We start from the raw sequence: 16,983 nt of genomic DNA, 5'->3' as shown, positions 1-16,983 counted from the left end.
TGCTTAGTTTCATAGATTCTTCGACGCGGCTCGCATCTGTGCTGCCGCTTTTGTCGTGTAAAGTCTTGTGGACCTGCGCTTTTCAAAAATAATTTCGAGACTCGCCTCTCGGCCACAAAAGCTTCATTTAGCAGACCCCGTCCAAACTTTTCTACTGATAACACCAGCTTGGCAGTGCAAACTTTTTATACCTTCAGTTGAGTGTTTTCTGCACAGTGCAAAATAATTATTTTTTTGCAATTGAGTAATCGGTTATCTGAGGAGTGTGACCTATACTGTGCTCTAGTCAAAATGTGATCTATATAACATCAATCTAATATAAAACGAATTAATCATGACTGGCATCAACACAGTAAAAACGATCAGTGGCTTGAGCCTGTCCAGCGACCAAACGCCTTCCCCTCTTGTAAAAGGCGGTCGCTTGGCCCAGTGGATATCGCCCCGCTACAGGGAATGGCAGCGCTGGATGCAGCTTCCCACCCTTTCTCAGTATCGTCACCAACCGGGCACCAGCAAAGGTGAGCAGTTGTGCTGCTCCCATTGTGGCAGCACCCAGCTTTGGGAGTATGGAAGTCATAGTTTGGCGGATGCCTGTCGCGAGCACGTTTGCTTGTGTTGTGGCGAGCGCTTATGGCGAAGTGAAGCGCTATCGGTTGAGCAATCGTCATCACTGACCAGCGATCTTGAGGCGACGGTTAAGCCTTAGTGCAGACCTCCGTTTCTAAAACTAAATATCGAAGCCTGCGGGAGTGCTGGGTGCTAGCCAGGTTTGGTTGCGACCGGCATGTTTGGCGTGATACAAGCCATTGTCGGCGCGGGTAATCCAGGTATCGATATCTTCACCGGGTTTAATTTCCGCCAGACCAGCACTGAAGGTGATAAAGCTGCCGTGTGGAGTGCTCTCGTCATTGGCGATGCTGTGGCGAAGCTTCTCACTGACCGAGTAAGCTTGCTCCATTGAAGTACCGCCCAGCAAGATCAGAAATTCCTCTCCACCGTAACGAAATACCCGATCATTAGCGCGGGTGTCGTGTTGAAGTTTTTGCACAAACCAACACAGCACTTCATCACCGACCGGATGGCCGTACTGGTCGTTAACCTGCTTAAAGTTATCTAAATCGAGCATGATGATGGTGGCGGTTTGGCGACTGCGCTGGTAATGCTTTTGCGCCTTGAACAGCTCATCAAACAGAGCACGCCGGTTGTAGGCCTTGGTAAGCGAATCACGAAAGGCTAGCTCATGCAGTTCATTGTTTTGCTGCACTACAATGCGAGCGACCCCCCAAGCGAAGATATGCAGGGCAATCAGGCCGATAGCAAAACGCAGTCCCTCTTGATCGCCAAAGCGCCAAAAACCAATCCCAACAGCAATCAGCGTGACTGCCATAACGAAGCGCTCTGCCAGCATCGTGGGGAGGTTGAGGAAACAGGCCAGTATCAGCGCTTGCACGAAATACTCTCCGTGCAAGTCATGGTCGAGCATGGCGGCTAGCACAGGAACGCAGGCCAGCATCAGAAACAGGCGGTCAAACAGCTTATAGCGCTGATCGTTTTGATCGGTGCAAATAAAGTAGAGGGACACCAGCAACATGCTGGCACAAGGAACCACCGTTAACCCGAACCAAAGCTCTCCATAGCTGATGTGATAGATACAGAAAAAAAGACTGGGAACCAAGCCTGCAAGGTGCATCACCAGGCTCATCTTTCGCTCTGCCGCCTCCAATGGCGACCAATCTGATTGCATAACCGTCCTTGCGTTAAATTCAGTAATAGTATTGACAGTAAATTTTTGTTTTTCCTGTTTAATTGAAAAAAAGTCACCGAAACATTTGTAGTTAGCCCGTGTTTGGGTTGGACTACACTTTAGTTTTTTGCAAACGCTAGTCGAGCCATGCCCCAGGCAAAATTTACCAAGGGAGCCATCTTCCCGCATATCTTCGTTATGTCAGCAACCAACGCGATTGGTCTAACCGCGCTGTTCTTGGTGGACCTGGCTGACCTTTACTTTATCAGCTTGCTGGGTGAGTCGGAGTTGGCGGCCGCTGTGGGCTATGCTGGTACCGTGGCCTTTTTCACTACCTCGGTAGGCATTGGTTTGTCGATAGCGATGAGCGCGTTGGTATCCAAGGCGATTGGCGAGCGTGATCGTGAGCAGGCCAAACGCCTGGCGATCAATGTGTTAGTCACCGGCTTTATGATTAGCAGCGCCATCTCGGCGGTGGTGTGGTGGCTGGCGCCAGATCTGCTCGAGTGGTTGGGCGCCGAAAACCGGACCTTAGAACTCGCCACCCATTACCTGCGGATTATGTTGCCCTCACTGCCGGTGCTAGGCATTGCCATGAGCGCCGGTGCCGCGCTGCGCTCGGTGGGGGACGCCCGGCGCGCGATGTGGTCAACTCTGTTGGGCGGTGGCGTGAATGCTCTGCTCGACCCCTTATTTATCTTTGTGTTCGACTGGGGGCTGACCGGTGCGGCCTTAGCCTCGGTGGTTGCGCGATTTACCGTGGCTGGCGTTGCGCTGGGGGCGGTGGTGTATCGGCATCAGCTGCTCACCACGTTTCGTTTCAACCTGTGGCTTGAAGATCTTAAGCGGATCTTTAATGTTGCCGGTCCGGCGATGATGACCAATGTCGCCACCCCCATTGGTAATGCCTATGTGACGGCGGCCATCGCCCAGTATGGCGACTCCTATGTAGCGGGCTGGGCAGTGGTTGGGCGGATGATCCCGGTGGCCTTTGGTATGGTGTTCTCGCTATCAGGCGCGGTGGGGCCGATTATCGGGCAAAACTATGGCGCGCATCTGTTCTCGCGCTTGCAACAGACGCTCAGGTATTCATTGGGCTTTGCCAGCGCCTATGTGCTGCTGATATCGCTGGTGATGTGGTTGGCGCAGCCTTGGCTGATCGGCGCGTTTGGCCTTGATGGCGATGCGGCCTCATTGGTGGCCTTCTTCTGTACCTGGATAAGCTTTAGCTTCTTGTTTAACGGGGCGCTGTTTATCGCCAATGCTGCCTTTAACAACCTTGGCTACCCGGCGATGTCGACCATGCTTAACTTCTCCAAGGCAACCATTGGCACCATTCCGTTTGTATTTATCGGTTCGCAATGGATGGGAGCTGAAGGGGTGTTAGCCGGACAAGCATTGGGCGCGGTGGTGTTTGGCGTGTTGGGAAGCATATTGGCGTTTCGCCGGGTGCAGCAGATCCAGCGCAGCCATGAGCAAGAGTCGCTTGAGCAAGTGCAAGCTGATAGCGCGACAGTCAGTGAGGCTGAAGGTGAGGAAGAGACGGTGTTGGAGCCGGCTATTCCGCTTACCCCGTTCTGCTCCAGCCGCAGCTATATGTGCGCCGATCACGACGATAGCGATGGGCCCGATAAGCTAGAGGAACTGGCTGCGGATAACCGCAGAGCTTAGCGAAAAACGGTAACCTAAATAGGGTTGACAGCCTTTAATGCTGTAGCTCAACATGGACCCATCTGAATTTGACCGTGATGCAGCATGCCAGCATACCAAGCCGTGGTGTTCGACCTTGATGACACCCTATTAGATGATGCCCAAGCCACCCGCTTGGGTGTACAAGCCCTATTTGAACACTATGCCCCGGCGCGTGCCGCTGAGGCTGGTCAGCATTGGCAGGAAGCGCTCAGCCGCTACTACCCCGATTTTCTCGATGGCCAGCTAAGCGCCGCGCAGATGCGTCAGGCGCGTATCCGCCACGCCTTGGCCAGTCCTGAGCTGAGCGATCAGCAATCCGAACAAGCCTTTGAATACTTTATGCAGGCCTATGTGGCCGCCTGTGCTGAGGGGCTGTTTGGTGATGCCCTGCCGTGTTTAAGCGAGCTGCAGCAACGCGGCTATGTGTTGGCGCTAGTCTCCAATGGCCCAGATACCATGCAGCTGCGCAAGGTGGCAGCCTGCCAATTGGAGCCATTTATGGCCTTCACCTTGACCGCGGAGGCGGCCGGGGTGGCTAAGCCCAAACCTGAGATTTTTCACCAAGCTGCTGAACGCTTAGGCCTTGAAGCTAAAGATTGCCTCTACGTGGGGGACAATCTAGAGAAGGATGCGCGCGCTGCCAAACAGGCGGGTTGGGATAGCGTGTGGTTGAACCGTAAAGGGCACCAGTCTCCTGCCGATGTAGTTTCTGTCGGCTCGCTCAATGAGCTGCTAACACAGGTTCTAGGCTAAAGTCGGTCGCCAAAGATGGTAAGAGTTCGTTAGGGAGGAGAGTAAAGCGGATGTATCGCGGCAGTTTGAGTGAGTTGTTAAGTGAGAGTTGGCGGTTTTACCTACGCCACCTAAAAGCGATCGCTTGTATTATTCTGCCGATTGCGCTGCCCTTTATCGCGCTGCAGAACGGCTTTTTAGGCGAGGATGGAAAGCTTAGCCAAGATAATTACCTGCTGCTTACCCTAGTGGGGATTGGGCTGGAGCCAATCTATATTGCCGCAGTGGTACTGTATATCCGCGCCCAGCTGCTTGGCGAGCCGTGGTCGGTGGGGACTTGTTTGCGGGCCGGCCTTAAGGTCTGGCCCCAGCTAACCTTGGTGGTGGCCTTCACGCTGGCGATGACTCTGTTAGGTCTTGGCTTTTTTATCCTGCCCGGTTTAGTGATTGCCAGCCGCTTAATGTTCGCCAGCCTCAATTGCACCTTGTTGCGTCTTCCTGCGTGGCGCGCTATCCAGCTTAGTTGGAAGCAAACCGCTCCCTATGCAGGCATGTTGCTTAAGGCGGTGATCGTGATGATGGCCTTGGTGATGCTGCCATTCTGGCTGATTCACCAACATCTGCTGACCAGTCAGGCTGCATCCATTTGGTTCTACCTCAATCGCGCGGCGGGCACACTGCTTGAAGTCTACCCCTTGGTGTTCGCCTACCGCTGCTACAGTGCAATGGTGGAGGAGGCTGCATGAGCATCCTTAGTGTGCCGGACCCGCGCCTTAAACAAGTCGCAGTAGCTGTGGCGTTTCCACTGGATAACACTGCTCAGGACGCCCTTAGTGAACTCAATACACTAATGCTTGACGCCGATGGGGTGGGCATCGCGGCACCACAAATCGGTTTGCCGCTACGGATAGTGATTGTGGCCAGCGGACCCAACTCCCGCTACCCCGACGCGCCTACTATGCCGATAACCGAGATGCTCAATCCGCAGATTCTCCACGCCAGCGAGGCCATGCTGTGGGGCTGGGAAGGCTGCCTCAGTGTGCCGGGAAAACGGGGGCGTATTGCTCGTGCCGAGACCATTGATGTGAGCTATTGCGATCGCCATGGAGAGCGTATTGAGCACCAGTTCAGTGGCTTTGTCGCACGGGTGATTCAGCACGAGCTGGATCACCTTGATGGCATCTGCATCACAGAGCGGGTCAGCTCGCCTGAGCAGCTTATCGATGAGCGTCGCTACTTTGAGCTGGCAGAACAAGGTTTATTGGACGTAGGCCTGCTGGATTAAGGCTTGCTCACGAGCCATTAGCTATCCACACAAAAAATAGCATAAGCGGCATCACTAGCAGGCTTCCCAAGTTACCGATCAACACGATAGACGCCACCCGCTTGGGAGCCACTTGATACTGCTCTGCCACAATAAAGTTCAAAACCGCCGGGGGCAGGCTAGCAAACAGCAGCAAACAGGCCTGCTCCAGCGGAGACAGTGGTAGTAGCCACAGCATCGGTAGCGCGCACACGATGCCGCTAAGTGGGCAGGCTATCGCACCCAGTACCCCAAGCTTCCAATCGCTCAAATCCACCTCGGTTAGCCGAACCCCTAAGGTAAACAGCATCAGTGGAATCGAGATCTGTCCCAACATCTCCAGTGGGATGGCCACTACCTCTGGCAACGACCACCCCATGGTGCTCCATGCTACCCCGAGGATGGTCGCTTGGATAATCGGCATGGTGAGGATCTGCTTGAGATCGAAGCGGCCGGTTAGCAGCACGATGCCTACGGTAAAGTGCAGCAGCATCTCGATAATCAGCAGGCATACCGCCAAGGGCATGGCTTGCTCACCGAAGGCCAGCACCAGCAAGGGAAGGCCCAAGTTGCCGGCGTTATTGAACATCATTGGCGGTAGGAAGCTGCGTAAATCAATCTTGAGCAGCCATACCAAGGGCAGCAGCACCAAGCCCGAGCCAAGGACCACAAAGCCACCCGCCAAGGTAATGTTAAGGTAGTTCTGAATCGCACTGTCGGTGCTGGCCAGCACCGAGAAGATCAGCGCTGGAGCAAAGATGGCGGTGTTCATATGGTTGGCGGCGCTGATATCAGGCTTGTGGCGGCGCCCGTAGAGCAGCCCGATGGCGACAACAGCCACAATGGGCACCATGATCTGTAGAATTTCAACCAGCAAGTCACTTTCCTTGTGCGAGGTTAGAAGCCTAAAGCTAGCCCGCGTAGGCCAATGAAACTACTAGCCTTTAGTGGTAGATGCGGGATGTTCGTGTGGCCTTGGCAATCAAAAAAGCCAAGCGAAATGCTTGGCTTATCGAATGCGCTAATACCCGCTTACTCGCTGGGCGGGGTGTAGCCCTCGATCTCGACATCGCCGTCTTCGAATAGGTATTTCACCATTTCGTCTTGCAGCAGTTCACGGTCGGGCTGATTCATCAGGTTGAGCTTTTTCTCGTTGATCAGCATGGTTTGCTTCTTCTGCCACTCGCCCCAAGCCTCTTTGGAGATGTTATCAAACACCCGCTTGCCCAAGTCTCCGGGGATAAGTTGGAAGTCCAAGCCTTCGGCCTCTTTTTTCAGGCGCTGACAGTATACGATTCGAGCCATGGTAACCTTCTAAATGTCGCGTGATTGATGAAGCTGTTTGAGCAGGGTCTTGGTGACTGCCGCCAAACCGACTTCGTCGGGATTGGCCAAGTTATACCAAAGATGCTGGTCTTGTTCCATCACCGCCAGCGCGGGCTGTTCGGCAAGCTCGATCAACAGCGGCTGGATATCCAGATGAAAATGGCTGAAGGTATGGCGCAGTTCAGACAGCTCATAGATCCCCTCCCACTCTAGCTGGTGCTTGGCCAGCCAATCTTGCGCCAACTGTTCTGTGCCGATCTCGGGAAAGCAGTACAGACCGCCCCATAAGCCCTGCGGAGGACGACGCTGCAGCCATACCTTACCCTCAAAACTTACCAGCAACATGGTGGTCGATTTCACTGGCAGGGCCTTCTTGGGCTTTTTGCCGGGGTAGGCACTGGGGTTGCCCTCTTTATACGCCATACAGTCTTGATTCACCGGGCAGCGCTCACAGGCGGGCTTGCTGCGGGTACACAGGGTGGCACCTAGGTCCATCATCGCCTGGGTGTAGCTGGCGCAATCTTGCTCTGGGGTTAGCGATTCGGCCAACGCCCACAGCTGGTTTTCGACCGGCTTCTTACCCGGCCAGCCTGCGATAGCTTGGTGGCGGGCCAGTACCCGCTTTACGTTGCCATCGAGGATGGCGGCACGTTGCCCCATCGAGAGTGACAAAATCGCAGCGGCGGTGGAGCGGCCAATACCGGGCAGGGCGTTAAGCTGTTCTAGCGTTTGCGGAAACGCGCCTTGATGCAGCTCGACCACCTGCTGAGCGGCCTTGTGTAGGTTGCGGGCGCGGGCGTAGTAACCCAGCCCAGTCCACAGGTGCAGTACCTCGTCTTGCTCCGCTTCGGCCAGAGCCTGCACATTGGGGAAGCGCTGGATAAAGCGCTCGAAGTAGGGGATTACCGTGGCCACCTGGGTTTGCTGCAGCATAATCTCAGACAGCCATACGGTGTAGGGCGTCTTGTTTTGCTGCCAAGGCAGGTCCTTGCGGCCGTGCTGCTCGAACCAAGCGAGCACGCGTTGGGAAAAGGGTATTGTTGTCATAGCTGGTGAATACGTTGAGCTGGTCGCTTTGGCTTACAGGCTTTGGATTATAGACTTTTGCTTACAGGCTTTGATTTACAGGCCTTTGCTTACAGGTAATGGGTCGGAAGCGAGGTGGTGCTTTTCATCACTTCCATGGAGAAGGCGGAGCTGATGTCATTGAACGGCAGCTTCTCGATCAAGTCTTGGTAGACCCGATCATAGTCATCAATGCTCGGCACCACCACCTGCAGCAGGTAGTCGATGCTACCACTCATACGGTGCGCCTCGATAATCTCCGGGATATCGGCAATCGCCTTCTTGAATTGGGCCAGCCACTGCTGGTTATGCTGGGCGGTGCGCACGCTAACAAACACGGTCACCCCAAGGTTGAGCTTGGCGCGATCAAGTAGCGCTACCCGTGCCTGAATAAAGCCTTGCTGCTCAAGCCTTTGGATCCGCCGCCAACAGGGGGTAGAGGACAGGCCAACCCGCTCGGCAATGTCGTTGAGCGGCATACTGGCGTCGCGCTGGAGCAAGTCCAGTATCAGCTTATCTTTGCTATCGAGCATGGCTTGCTCACTATTGCTTGATTGAGAGAGTAGTTTTCTATGATGTGGTGAGGCTGCAGAAAATTCAAGTTGATGCAGGAGCGGCAGATACAAAAAACGGAGGCGAAAGCCTCCGTTTTAGCACTAGATCAGCTCTTTAGAAACGGTAGTTGTACTGAAGAGAGTAGTAGATCGCGTTAGAGTTAGTTGTTGCACTCAGTGCACCAGTGCTAACTGGGCCACCACCAAGGTCAACAGTAGCGCCTTGCTCAACGACGTTTACATCTTTACCGCGAACGACTGCTAGGCCAAAGTCAACGGTAGAGTTTTTGCTAAAGTGCCAGCTTGCACCTGCGGTGTACCAGTTACGGTCTGAGTCAGGAATCGAGATTGAAGGCTCTGAGTTGCCGCCAACTACGCCTTGGTCATGCATGTAACCGACACGAAGTTCCCATTGAGGGTTCAAGTAGTATGTTGCGCCAACCGAGAACAACCAAGAATCATCCCAATTGTATACCTTGATCTCTTCACCACCATTTGAAGAAATTCGGTCGAATTCACTCCAACCGGTCCACTGAGCCGTGTAGTGAAGAGCAACCTGACTTGCTACCTTGTGGTAACCAGCGATTTGGAAGATATCAGGCACAGGAACATCAATTTCATCTAGCCCCGCTGCGCCAAACTTCTTAACATCACCGGATGCGTTCACGGTTGGGCTGAAGCGGTAGCTCAAACCAAAGCGGTGATCTTTGTTCAGTTCGTAGGTTGCGCCTACGATACCGCCAATACCAATTCCATCTGCATCAACGTCAAGTAGTGAGCCCGTTGTAGGGATAGCTTCCCCGCGATGAATTTCACCTGCGCCATGAATAATGTCTATGCCTGCGCCCAAGCTTAGTTGCTCATTGATACGGTAAGAGACACTCGCATTGAAGTTGATGGTTGTTAGCTCGGTGTTTCCTAGGAATTGATTTTGGAAACCTGGAGAATTAGCTGAGTTCAAGCCAGAAGTATCAGTACCCGTACCGAAGTTAGAAAACGCTGCAACACCAACTGCCCATTTGTTATTGATGGGGTGAATGTAATAGATGTTTGGAATGACTTTCGTTGAACCTGCATCATCAATGGAGCCAAGGTTACTATCTATCAAACCATGGTAAACCGCATCCGAAACTTTGATTTTGACGTCCGCGATTGCTGCGCCAACAGATAGCTCAGGACGATCAAACATCGCCATCGCCGCTGGGTTACGTGACAGCACTGAGGCGTTGTCGGCAATCACTGCATCACCTGCGAAGGCGCGACCGATACCGGTGGCTGACTGGCTGTTAAGTTGGAATCCTGCTGCGTGGGCTTGGCTGGTGGCAGCAGCGATGGCAAGTGCAATCAGAGTCTTGCTGGTATGCTTCATGGACTACTCGACTATGTCATTATTATTACGATTGAATTGGCCGCGATTCTAGAGTGCTTACTCCAATCCACATATCCGACCACGCTGTTTTTATAAGTGGTCGGAGGTTTTTATGCGACGTGAAGCGCAATATTTGCTGTAAAAATCGGCAGGAAGGGGAGAAAAAAGACGATGATAAATATTGCTCTATCATTAGCGAGTAAGCGCTTGTCTGGGCCCAGGTAGCGGCGAAGTCACGGGAAATTGAGCTGTGAACTTGCTAAAACAGGGGAAGTTTGGATAATGCCTGCCCTTGGCGCAATTTTGCGCGTATTTTTCTGTTCAGTACCAATGAGAGCATCATGAGCGACGACACCAACAAGATTGAGTTACCTGAAGGCAAAGTTATGCGTCGGATCCGCAGCTTTGTTAAGCGTGAGGGACGTCTAACCAAGCGCCAGGAACAGGCCCTAAGCCAACAGTGGCAAAACATGGGCTTGGATCATCAAAGTGAGAACTTCGATCTTGCTGAGGTGTTTGGTCGCGAAGCGAAAACCGTGCTGGAGATTGGCTTCGGAATGGGCGCGTCCTTGCTGGAGATGGCGGAGCGCAACCCTGAGGTCAACTTTATCGGTATCGAGGTGCACCGTCCCGGCGTAGGCGCCTGTTTGGCCGATGCGGCAGAGCGCGGCATTACCAACCTGCGGGTGTTTGAGCACGACGCGGTAGAAGTGCTGGCCGACAGCATCGCCGATAACTCACTGGATACCGTACAGCTATTCTTCCCAGACCCGTGGCACAAGAAGCGCCACCATAAGCGCCGTATCGTGCAACCTGAGTTTGTGCAGCAGATCCGCGCCAAGCTCAAAGTCGGTGGCGTGTTCCACATGGCTACTGACTGGGAGAACTATGCCGAGCATATGCTGGAAGTGATGTCGGCCGCGCCGGGTTACCGCAACCAGTCTGAAGCTGGCGACTACGTACCGCGCCCGGACTTCCGCCCACTGACCAAATTCGAAAACCGTGGCCACCGCTTAGGCCATGGTGTGTGGGATCTGATGTTCGAAAAAGTATAAATCGATTGCGGCGTGACTAAAAAAAGGGCTTCGGCCCTTTTTTTGATCCTGTGTACGGCTTAGTCGCGGCGCTTGCGTGCCTGTGCCCATGGATCATCATCACGGCCCTGCTGCAATTCGTTTTCACCTTCATCCAACGAATCGACATAGAGCTGCTCTACTTTCTCGCGGGCCCACGGGGTGCGCCGCAGAAAATGCAGGCTGGACTTAATACTCGGGTCATGGCTAAAACAGCGAATATTGATTCGCTTAGCCAGACCTTCCCAGCCGTAGCGCTGCTCCAGCTCGGTGACGATCTGCTTTAGGGTGACCCCATGCAAGGGGTTATTGGCTTGATTATTCATCGACAAACAGGTCCAGCAAAGAGTTCAGGAACAAGCGGCCCTGTTGGGTCACCTTCCAATGGGTATCAGTTTCAGTTAACAGCCCTTGTGTTTTGGCGCGCGTCAAGGCTGCCTCAATGCTAGTTAGCGCAAGGCCAGTGCGAGCACCAAACTCCGCCTTGGGGATAGCTTCGAACAGACGCAAGCGATTGAGCATGTACTCAAAGGGTAAGTCGTCTGCTTCCACCTGCCAGCGGCGGTTTACATAGCCGCGCAAATCTTCCAGATAGCCTTTGGGGTGCTTGATGCGCTCGCTCCGCTCGATGCCGCCCGGCAGGGTCAGCTTGCCGTGGGCGCCACAACCGATGCCGATATAGTCACCGAAGCGCCAGTAGTTGAGGTTATGGCGGGCGCGATCCTGCTCGCGGCAATAGGCCGAGACTTCATATTGTTGGTAGCCAGCCTCCGCCAATTTGGTCTGACCCTGCTGGTAGATATCCCACAGCAGATCTTCATCGGGCAGCTTGGGCGGGCGTGAGGCAAACGCGGTGTTCGCTTCAATGGTGAGCTGATACCAGCTTAGATGACTTGGGCCAAGGTCAAAGGCTTGCTCTAGATCGCTCATCGCCTGCTCCAAGCTCTGGCCGGGGAGGCCATGCATCAGGTCCAGATTGATGCGACTGAAGCCCGCTTGCTCTGCGTAAGCGAAGGCCTGCTTGGCCTCCTGTGGGTTGTGGATCCGCCCGAGCGCCTTTAAAAGTGGCGCCTGAAAGCTTTGCACCCCAATCGACAGGCGGTTCACCCCTGCCGAGTAATAGTCTTTAAATCGCTGCGCCTCGGCGGTGCCGGGGTTGGCCTCCATGGTGATCTCGATATCCCGCTCCATGGGGAGCTGGTGCGCAACACCATCTAACAGTTGAGTAATCGCCGCTGGGCTAAACAAGCTCGGCGTACCGCCACCGATAAAGATGCTATGCAAAGGGCGTCGATGCTCCGCCGGCAAGCGCTGACACTCTTGCTCGAGATCGCTTAGCAAGGCCTGCACATAGGCCTGCTCAGGCAGCTCGCCCTTTTGCCCGTGGGAGTTAAAGTCGCAATAGGGGCACTTTTGCACACACCATGGGATATGCACATACAGGCTTAGCGGTGGCAAGCTCAGCGCGCTCACGCGGAAACCTGCTCCAGTAGCTGGCGCAGGGCTTGCCCGCGGTGACTCAGTTGGTTTTTGCGTTCCTTGGTCAGCTCTGCCGAGGTGCAGCCCTCGCTCTCTAACCAAAACACCGGGTCGTAGCCGAAGCCGCCTTGGCCGGCGGCTTGCTCGGTGATCTGTCCTTGCCAGCGGCCGTGGCAGATAATTGGGGCTGGGTCGTCGGCATGGCGCAGATAAACCAGTACACAGTGGAACTGAGCAGTGCGCTGCTCGGGAGCGACACCTTGCAACGCGTCGAGCAGTTTATTGAGGTTGTCTTGGTCACTGGCACCTTTGCCGGCATAACGGGCGGAATAGAGGCCCGGTGCGCCATTAAGGGCGTCTACAGCCAGGCCGGAGTCGTCGGCGATCGCCGGAAGGCCGGTGAGCTTGGCTGCCTGGCGGGCCTTGATAATGGCGTTTTCGACAAAGGTGGTGCCGGTTTCTTCGGCATCTGGCACGTCGAAAGCGCTCTGTGGAAGGACTTCAAAGTTGTGCGGGGCAAGGAGTTCGCCCAGCTCTTTTACTTTACCGGGGTTGCCGGTGGCCAGAACCAGTTTCTGCATGATCTTCTCGAGACGACAATTTGGCCGCCATGATAAAGCCTCGACCCACGCTAGTCGACGTATAGTTGCTGGGAGAACTGCAGTCGTTGGGTTTGGTTGCCCTGAGTCAGGGTGATATCAAAGTTGAAGGTCTCTTCGTTACTAAAGGTCAGTTGCGACAGGTAGTAGACCGACTCGCCTTCGCGCACTTCCTTAAAGCTCAGTTGCTTCTTGTTGCCCAGCAGGTTTTGCGCGCTGCCCTCAACACTCAACCGCTGAGCGATTTTGTCATCGCCTTCGGCTTTGAGTACCGAGATATTGATTAGCGCGTTACGGCCGTTACGTTTGAGGCCATAAGCGGTGGCGACTTCGGGCGGGATAAAGGTGGAGTTAAACACCACGTAGTGTACTTCCCAAGGCCCCAAGTCGACCTTCTGCTCGGCGTGGACGGGCAATGCCAGAGCGCTAATCAGGCTGAAGATGGCAATTAAGATACGCATGGTGTTCTCTCCTTGTTCCGTAATCAGTCAGCTCTTGTGTTACCCAACAGCATAGACAAACGATCAGATTTCCTTATATAGACCGGATCTGTCTTGTGATGCTTGCAGCGACTATTTTGCGGTAAGCAATTTGGCTATCACATCGGGCAGCTGCTGTGGTGCCTGCACTTGAATGGTTTTGTGCCTGCCCAACTCGCCGCGCAAGATGCTGACTTGAGACTTAGCGACCTTACACTGTTTAGCAAGGTACTTGGTGAGGTGCTGGTTGGCTTTACCATCGACCGGTGGCGCGGTGATGGCAATCTTGAGCTCTTCGCCATGCAATCCGACAATGCTGTCGCGACTGGCTTTAGGCTGGACGTAAACCTGCAATAGCAGGTTTACGTCGTCGAAGCTGACTGCTGGCACGGCTTACAAGTAAGGCCAGATCAGTGGGAACCAGCCGCTAATCAAGATGTTGAGGAAGTTCAGGGCGATAAACAGCACCAATACCGACAGGTCTAAGCCGCCCATTACTGGAACGACACGGCGAATAGGCGCTAGCAGCGGTTCGCTTAGCTGATGCAGCACATACTCGATAGGGCTGCGGCCTTGGCTTACCCAAGACAGAATGGCCCTTAGTAGCAATACCCAAAAGACCATGGTACCGGCTTCTTTCACCACGTTAAGTGCGGCAATGATGGGAATACCCTGCCAGTCGGTCACGCCTGCTCGGATCTGGAACAGCAGCGCCCATTTGGCGGCCGCTACCACAAAGGCAAACAACAATGAGGCCCAATCGATGCCACCGACGCCGGGAATAATGCGACGCAGAGGTGCAACAACGGGGTTAGTGGCCTTCACCACAAACTGACTCAGTGGGTTGTAGAAATCGGCACGGGCCAGTTGCAGCCAAACCCGCAGCAACACCACCATCAGGTAGAGGTCAAAAACAGTACCGATCAAAAAATTCAAGGCTTGCATGGCGTCCTCAATGAATTAAAACAGTGATTCCATCTCGAGTGCGCGCGCAATGGCGGCATCCATGGCGTTAGCAACGATCTGCTCGAGCTGTTGCTCTTGGAATACTCGGATAGCTTCGGCGGTGGTTCCGCCCTTGGAAGTAACATTGGCCCGAAGGGTCGCTAAATCAAGGTCTGGATTAGCAGCTACCAGTTGAGTGCTGCCCAAGGCGGCTTGTTGAACCACTTCGCGTGCTTGCTCTGGGGTGAAGCCGAGTTTCTCGGCCTGCTTTTGCATCGCTTCCATAAACAGGAAGAAATAGGCCGGCGCGCTGCCCGCTGCGGCGATGATATGGTTGATTTCGTGCTCTTGCTCGACCCAGCAGGTCTTGCCCACGGCTTGCATCAGGCTGTCTGCCAGCTCGCGCTGTTGCTCGGTGACATCTTCCGGTGCGTATAAGCCGGTCATCCCTTGTCCCACTAGCGCTGGGGTGTTGGGCATGGTGCGAACCACTTGAGTTTCGTTGCCGAGCATCTCTTTAAGGCGCGCCACGCTGATCCCGGCGGCAATCGAGATAAATAAGCGGCCGTGCAGGTTGGTGCCGGCGTCGACAAAGCCTTTACACACATCTGCCATAATCTGCGGTTTGACCGCCAGCACGACTACGTCGCTAGCCAAGATAGCGTAGGCGTTGTAGGCTGTGACCTTCACGCCAAACTCTTCACGTAGCGCTTCGGTTTGCTCAAAGCTTGGATCGGCCACGGTGATCCGGTTGGCCGAGGTGCCATTGTTAATTAAGCCACCAATCAAGGCTTTAGCCATATTGCCGCCGCCAATGAATGCAATTTTTGCAGTCATGTGTACTCCCTTAATTTCTTGCACCAAAGATTGCTGTACCGATCCGCACCATGGTGCTTCCGGCGTTAATGGCCGCTTGCATGTCGCCGCTCATGCCGATGGATAAGGTATCAACTCCCGGGAAGCGTGTCTGTAACGCTCGGTAACAACGCTGCATTTCAGCAAACTGTTGTTCTAGTTGCTCATCCTGAGTGGCTTGTGGGATGGCCATTAGTCCTTTTAATTCCAGTTTGTCTAGCTTAACGATCTCTTCCGCCAGAGGTAATACTTGTTCGATATTCAGCCCCGATTTTGTGCTCTCGCCACTGATATTGACCTGCAGGCACACTTTTAGTGGGGCCAAGTCGGTGGGGCGCTGCTGGTTTAGGCGCTCGGCGATCTTGAGGCGATCCACCGTTTGCATCCAATCAAAGTGCTCCGCCACCAGGCGGGTTTTGTTGGATTGCAGTGGGCCGATAAAGTGCCACTCGATGGGGTCTTGCAGCCAGTCTTGCTGCTGGGCTGTCAGGATCTTATCCACCCCTTCCTGCACATAGTTCTCGCCAAAGGCTCGCTGACCTGCGGCGTAAGCCTGTTCGATGGCGCTAAAGGGTTTGGTTTTGCTGACTGCCAGCAAAGTCACAGATTGTGGATCTCGCTGGGCTTGCTCACAGGCTTGTCGAATTTGTTGGTTAACAAACTCCAGACCTTGGGTAATACTCGTCATAATACAGTTAGCTAAAAATAAAGGGCTAAAGAAATGGATGTGACTGAATTGCTGGCGTTTAGTGTAAATCATAATGCCTCAGATCTACACCTCTCGGCGGGCCTGCCGCCACTGATCCGAGTTGATGGCGAAGTTCGCAAGCTCAATGTGGATCCCTTCGATCACAAAGATGTCCATCGTCGTATCTACGACATCATGAACGACAAGCAGCGCAAAGACTATGAAGAGCACCTCGAGGTGGACTTCTCCTTCGAGTTGCCCGGGGTGGCGCGCTTTAGGGTGAATGCCTTCCAGCAAAACCGTGGTGCGGCTGCGGTGTTTCGGACCATTCCTTCAGAAGTGCTGACCTTGGAGCAGCTCTCGGCGCCGCCAATCTTCCGCGATATCGCAGAAAACCCGCGCGGCTTGGTGCTGGTAACCGGCCCAACCGGTTCCGGTAAGTCGACCACCCTGGCGGGGATGATCGATTACATCAATACCAACCGTCGCGAGCACATCCTGACCATTGAAGACCCCATCGAATTTGTACATCAAAACAAGCAATGTCTGATCAACCAACGGGAAGTGCATCGCGACACCCATAGCTTTAACGCGGCCCTGCGCTCGGCGCTGCGGGAAGACCCCGATATTATCTTGGTGGGTGAGATGCGGGATCTGGAAACCATTCGTTTAGCGCTGACCGCGGCCGAAACCGGCCACTTGGTGTTTGGCACCTTGCACACCACCTCGGCGGCAAAAACCATCGACCGAGTGATTGATGTGTTCCCGGCTGCCGAGAAAGACATGGTGCGCTCGATGTTGTCGGAGTCATTGCGGGCGGTGATCTCGCAAACCCTGCTCAAGCGTATGGGCGGTGGGCGTGTGGCCGCGCACGAGATTATGATCGGTATTCCTGCTATTCGTAACCTGATTCGCGAAGACAAGGTGGCCCAGATGTATTCAGTGATCCAAACCGGTATGGCGCATGGCATGCAAACCCTCGATCAGTGTCTGAAAGAGTTGGTTAACCAAGGCATGGTGACCTACGAGGATGCGCGCAATAAGTCTGCGGATCCGAACAACTTCTAAACGCTAAGGAAT

At 54.2% G+C, this 16,983-nt stretch carries 21 protein-coding genes; 7 read left to right on the top strand and 14 right to left on the bottom strand.

The genetic code is table 11. The annotated features are described in order from the left end of the window. The first annotated feature begins 334 nt into the window (after positions 1-334). Positions 335-706: a hypothetical protein gene (locus G462_RS21605; RefSeq protein ID WP_035476618.1), complete on the top strand. Its 372-nt coding sequence runs from the start codon at positions 335-337 to the stop codon at positions 704-706. A 21-nt stretch (positions 707-727) separates the two neighbouring features. Here the strand turns inward: G462_RS21605 and G462_RS23750 are convergent, their stop codons facing one another. Beyond that, complete coding sequence (locus tag G462_RS23750; RefSeq protein WP_051326494.1) at positions 728-1,744, bottom strand: GGDEF domain-containing protein; 1,017 nt, start codon at positions 1,742-1,744, stop codon at positions 728-730. A gap of 147 nt (positions 1,745-1,891) precedes the next feature. Between G462_RS23750 and G462_RS0103300 the strand changes: the two genes are divergently transcribed. The 4 genes from G462_RS0103300 to def all read left to right on the top strand — a co-directional run bounded on the left by G462_RS0103300 (position 1,892) and on the right by def (position 5,453). Beyond that, positions 1,892-3,415 (top strand): MATE family efflux transporter, encoded by a 1,524-nt coding sequence (locus G462_RS0103300; protein ID WP_026957724.1) that lies wholly within the window; start codon positions 1,892-1,894, stop codon positions 3,413-3,415. A gap of 84 nt (positions 3,416-3,499) precedes the next feature. Then, the gene (locus G462_RS0103295; protein WP_026957723.1) at positions 3,500-4,189 is read left to right on the top strand and encodes an HAD family hydrolase; all 690 of its coding nucleotides are present in this window, start codon (positions 3,500-3,502) and stop codon (positions 4,187-4,189) included. 50 nt (positions 4,190-4,239) lie between these two features. Further along, the gene (locus G462_RS0103290; RefSeq protein ID WP_026957722.1) at positions 4,240-4,914 is read left to right on the top strand and encodes a hypothetical protein; all 675 of its coding nucleotides are present in this window, start codon (positions 4,240-4,242) and stop codon (positions 4,912-4,914) included. Beyond that, positions 4,911-5,453 (top strand): peptide deformylase, encoded by a 543-nt coding sequence (def, locus tag G462_RS0103285; protein ID WP_051326493.1) that lies wholly within the window; start codon positions 4,911-4,913, stop codon positions 5,451-5,453. Before G462_RS0103290 ends, def begins: the two co-directional genes overlap by 4 nt. 7 nt (positions 5,454-5,460) lie before the next feature. Here the strand turns inward: def and G462_RS0103280 are convergent, their stop codons facing one another. The 5 genes from G462_RS0103280 to G462_RS0103260 form a co-directional block, all read right to left on the bottom strand. Then, a complete protein-coding gene (locus tag G462_RS0103280; RefSeq protein ID WP_026957720.1) occupies positions 5,461-6,348 on the bottom strand; it encodes an AEC family transporter in 888 nt (295 codons plus the stop codon). 155 nt (positions 6,349-6,503) lie between these two features. Beyond that, positions 6,504-6,776 (bottom strand): oxidative damage protection protein, encoded by a 273-nt coding sequence (locus tag G462_RS0103275; protein ID WP_026957719.1) that lies wholly within the window; start codon positions 6,774-6,776, stop codon positions 6,504-6,506. Between the two features lie 9 nt (positions 6,777-6,785). Then, positions 6,786-7,844, bottom strand: a complete 1,059-nt coding sequence (gene mutY / locus G462_RS0103270; protein WP_026957718.1) for an A/G-specific adenine glycosylase — start codon at positions 7,842-7,844, stop codon at positions 6,786-6,788. A gap of 89 nt (positions 7,845-7,933) precedes the next feature. Further along, positions 7,934-8,395, bottom strand: coding sequence for an Lrp/AsnC family transcriptional regulator (locus G462_RS0103265; protein WP_026957717.1), 462 nt, complete (start codon positions 8,393-8,395; stop codon positions 7,934-7,936). A 136-nt stretch (positions 8,396-8,531) separates the two neighbouring features. Beyond that, positions 8,532-9,785, bottom strand: a complete 1,254-nt coding sequence (locus G462_RS0103260) for an outer membrane protein transport protein (RefSeq protein WP_026957716.1) — start codon at positions 9,783-9,785, stop codon at positions 8,532-8,534. Positions 9,786-10,126: 341 nt separating this feature from the next. Between G462_RS0103260 and trmB the strand changes: the two genes are divergently transcribed. After that, entirely contained in the window at positions 10,127-10,840 is a 714-nt protein-coding gene (gene trmB, locus G462_RS0103255) for a tRNA (guanosine(46)-N7)-methyltransferase TrmB (protein WP_026957715.1), read from the top strand. Between the two features lie 59 nt (positions 10,841-10,899). Here the strand turns inward: trmB and G462_RS0103250 are convergent, their stop codons facing one another. The 8 genes from G462_RS0103250 to G462_RS0103215 all read right to left on the bottom strand — a co-directional run bounded on the left by G462_RS0103250 (position 10,900) and on the right by G462_RS0103215 (position 15,903). After that, entirely contained in the window at positions 10,900-11,184 is a 285-nt protein-coding gene (locus G462_RS0103250) for a VF530 family protein (RefSeq protein WP_026957714.1), read from the bottom strand. After that, complete coding sequence (gene hemW, locus G462_RS0103245) at positions 11,177-12,322, bottom strand: radical SAM family heme chaperone HemW (protein ID WP_211234182.1); 1,146 nt, start codon at positions 12,320-12,322, stop codon at positions 11,177-11,179. Before hemW ends, G462_RS0103250 begins: the two co-directional genes overlap by 8 nt. 5 nt (positions 12,323-12,327) lie before the next feature. Then, positions 12,328-12,918, bottom strand: coding sequence for an XTP/dITP diphosphatase (locus G462_RS0103240; RefSeq protein WP_026957712.1), 591 nt, complete (start codon positions 12,916-12,918; stop codon positions 12,328-12,330). A gap of 50 nt (positions 12,919-12,968) precedes the next feature. After that, positions 12,969-13,397, bottom strand: a complete 429-nt coding sequence (locus G462_RS0103235; protein ID WP_026957711.1) for a DUF4426 domain-containing protein — start codon at positions 13,395-13,397, stop codon at positions 12,969-12,971. 111 nt (positions 13,398-13,508) lie between these two features. Further along, positions 13,509-13,805 carry a DUF167 family protein YggU gene (yggU, locus tag G462_RS0103230; protein WP_026957710.1) on the bottom strand — a complete coding sequence of 99 codons (297 nt, stop codon included), beginning with the start codon at positions 13,803-13,805 and terminating at the stop codon, positions 13,509-13,511. 3 nt (positions 13,806-13,808) lie between these two features. Continuing rightward, the gene (locus G462_RS0103225; protein WP_026957709.1) at positions 13,809-14,360 is read right to left on the bottom strand and encodes a YggT family protein; all 552 of its coding nucleotides are present in this window, start codon (positions 14,358-14,360) and stop codon (positions 13,809-13,811) included. A 15-nt stretch (positions 14,361-14,375) separates the two neighbouring features. After that, positions 14,376-15,197: a pyrroline-5-carboxylate reductase gene (proC, locus tag G462_RS0103220; RefSeq protein WP_026957708.1), complete on the bottom strand. Its 822-nt coding sequence runs from the start codon at positions 15,195-15,197 to the stop codon at positions 14,376-14,378. Positions 15,198-15,207: 10 nt separating this feature from the next. Then, the gene (locus G462_RS0103215; RefSeq protein ID WP_026957707.1) at positions 15,208-15,903 is read right to left on the bottom strand and encodes a YggS family pyridoxal phosphate-dependent enzyme; all 696 of its coding nucleotides are present in this window, start codon (positions 15,901-15,903) and stop codon (positions 15,208-15,210) included. A gap of 33 nt (positions 15,904-15,936) precedes the next feature. On the opposite strand from G462_RS0103215, the gene G462_RS0103210 reads away from it, so the two are divergent. Next, positions 15,937-16,971 carry a type IV pilus twitching motility protein PilT gene (locus G462_RS0103210; protein WP_026957706.1) on the top strand — a complete coding sequence of 345 codons (1,035 nt, stop codon included), beginning with the start codon at positions 15,937-15,939 and terminating at the stop codon, positions 16,969-16,971. Positions 16,972-16,983 lie beyond the last annotated feature (12 nt).

Origin of the sequence: Aliagarivorans taiwanensis DSM 22990 (assembly GCF_000429505.1) — a bacterium.
Classification (GTDB): Bacteria; Pseudomonadota; Gammaproteobacteria; order Enterobacterales; family Celerinatantimonadaceae; genus Aliagarivorans; species Aliagarivorans taiwanensis.
Note: the sequence above shows the minus strand (reverse complement) of the source record. Positions and strands in the feature narration are given on the sequence as shown.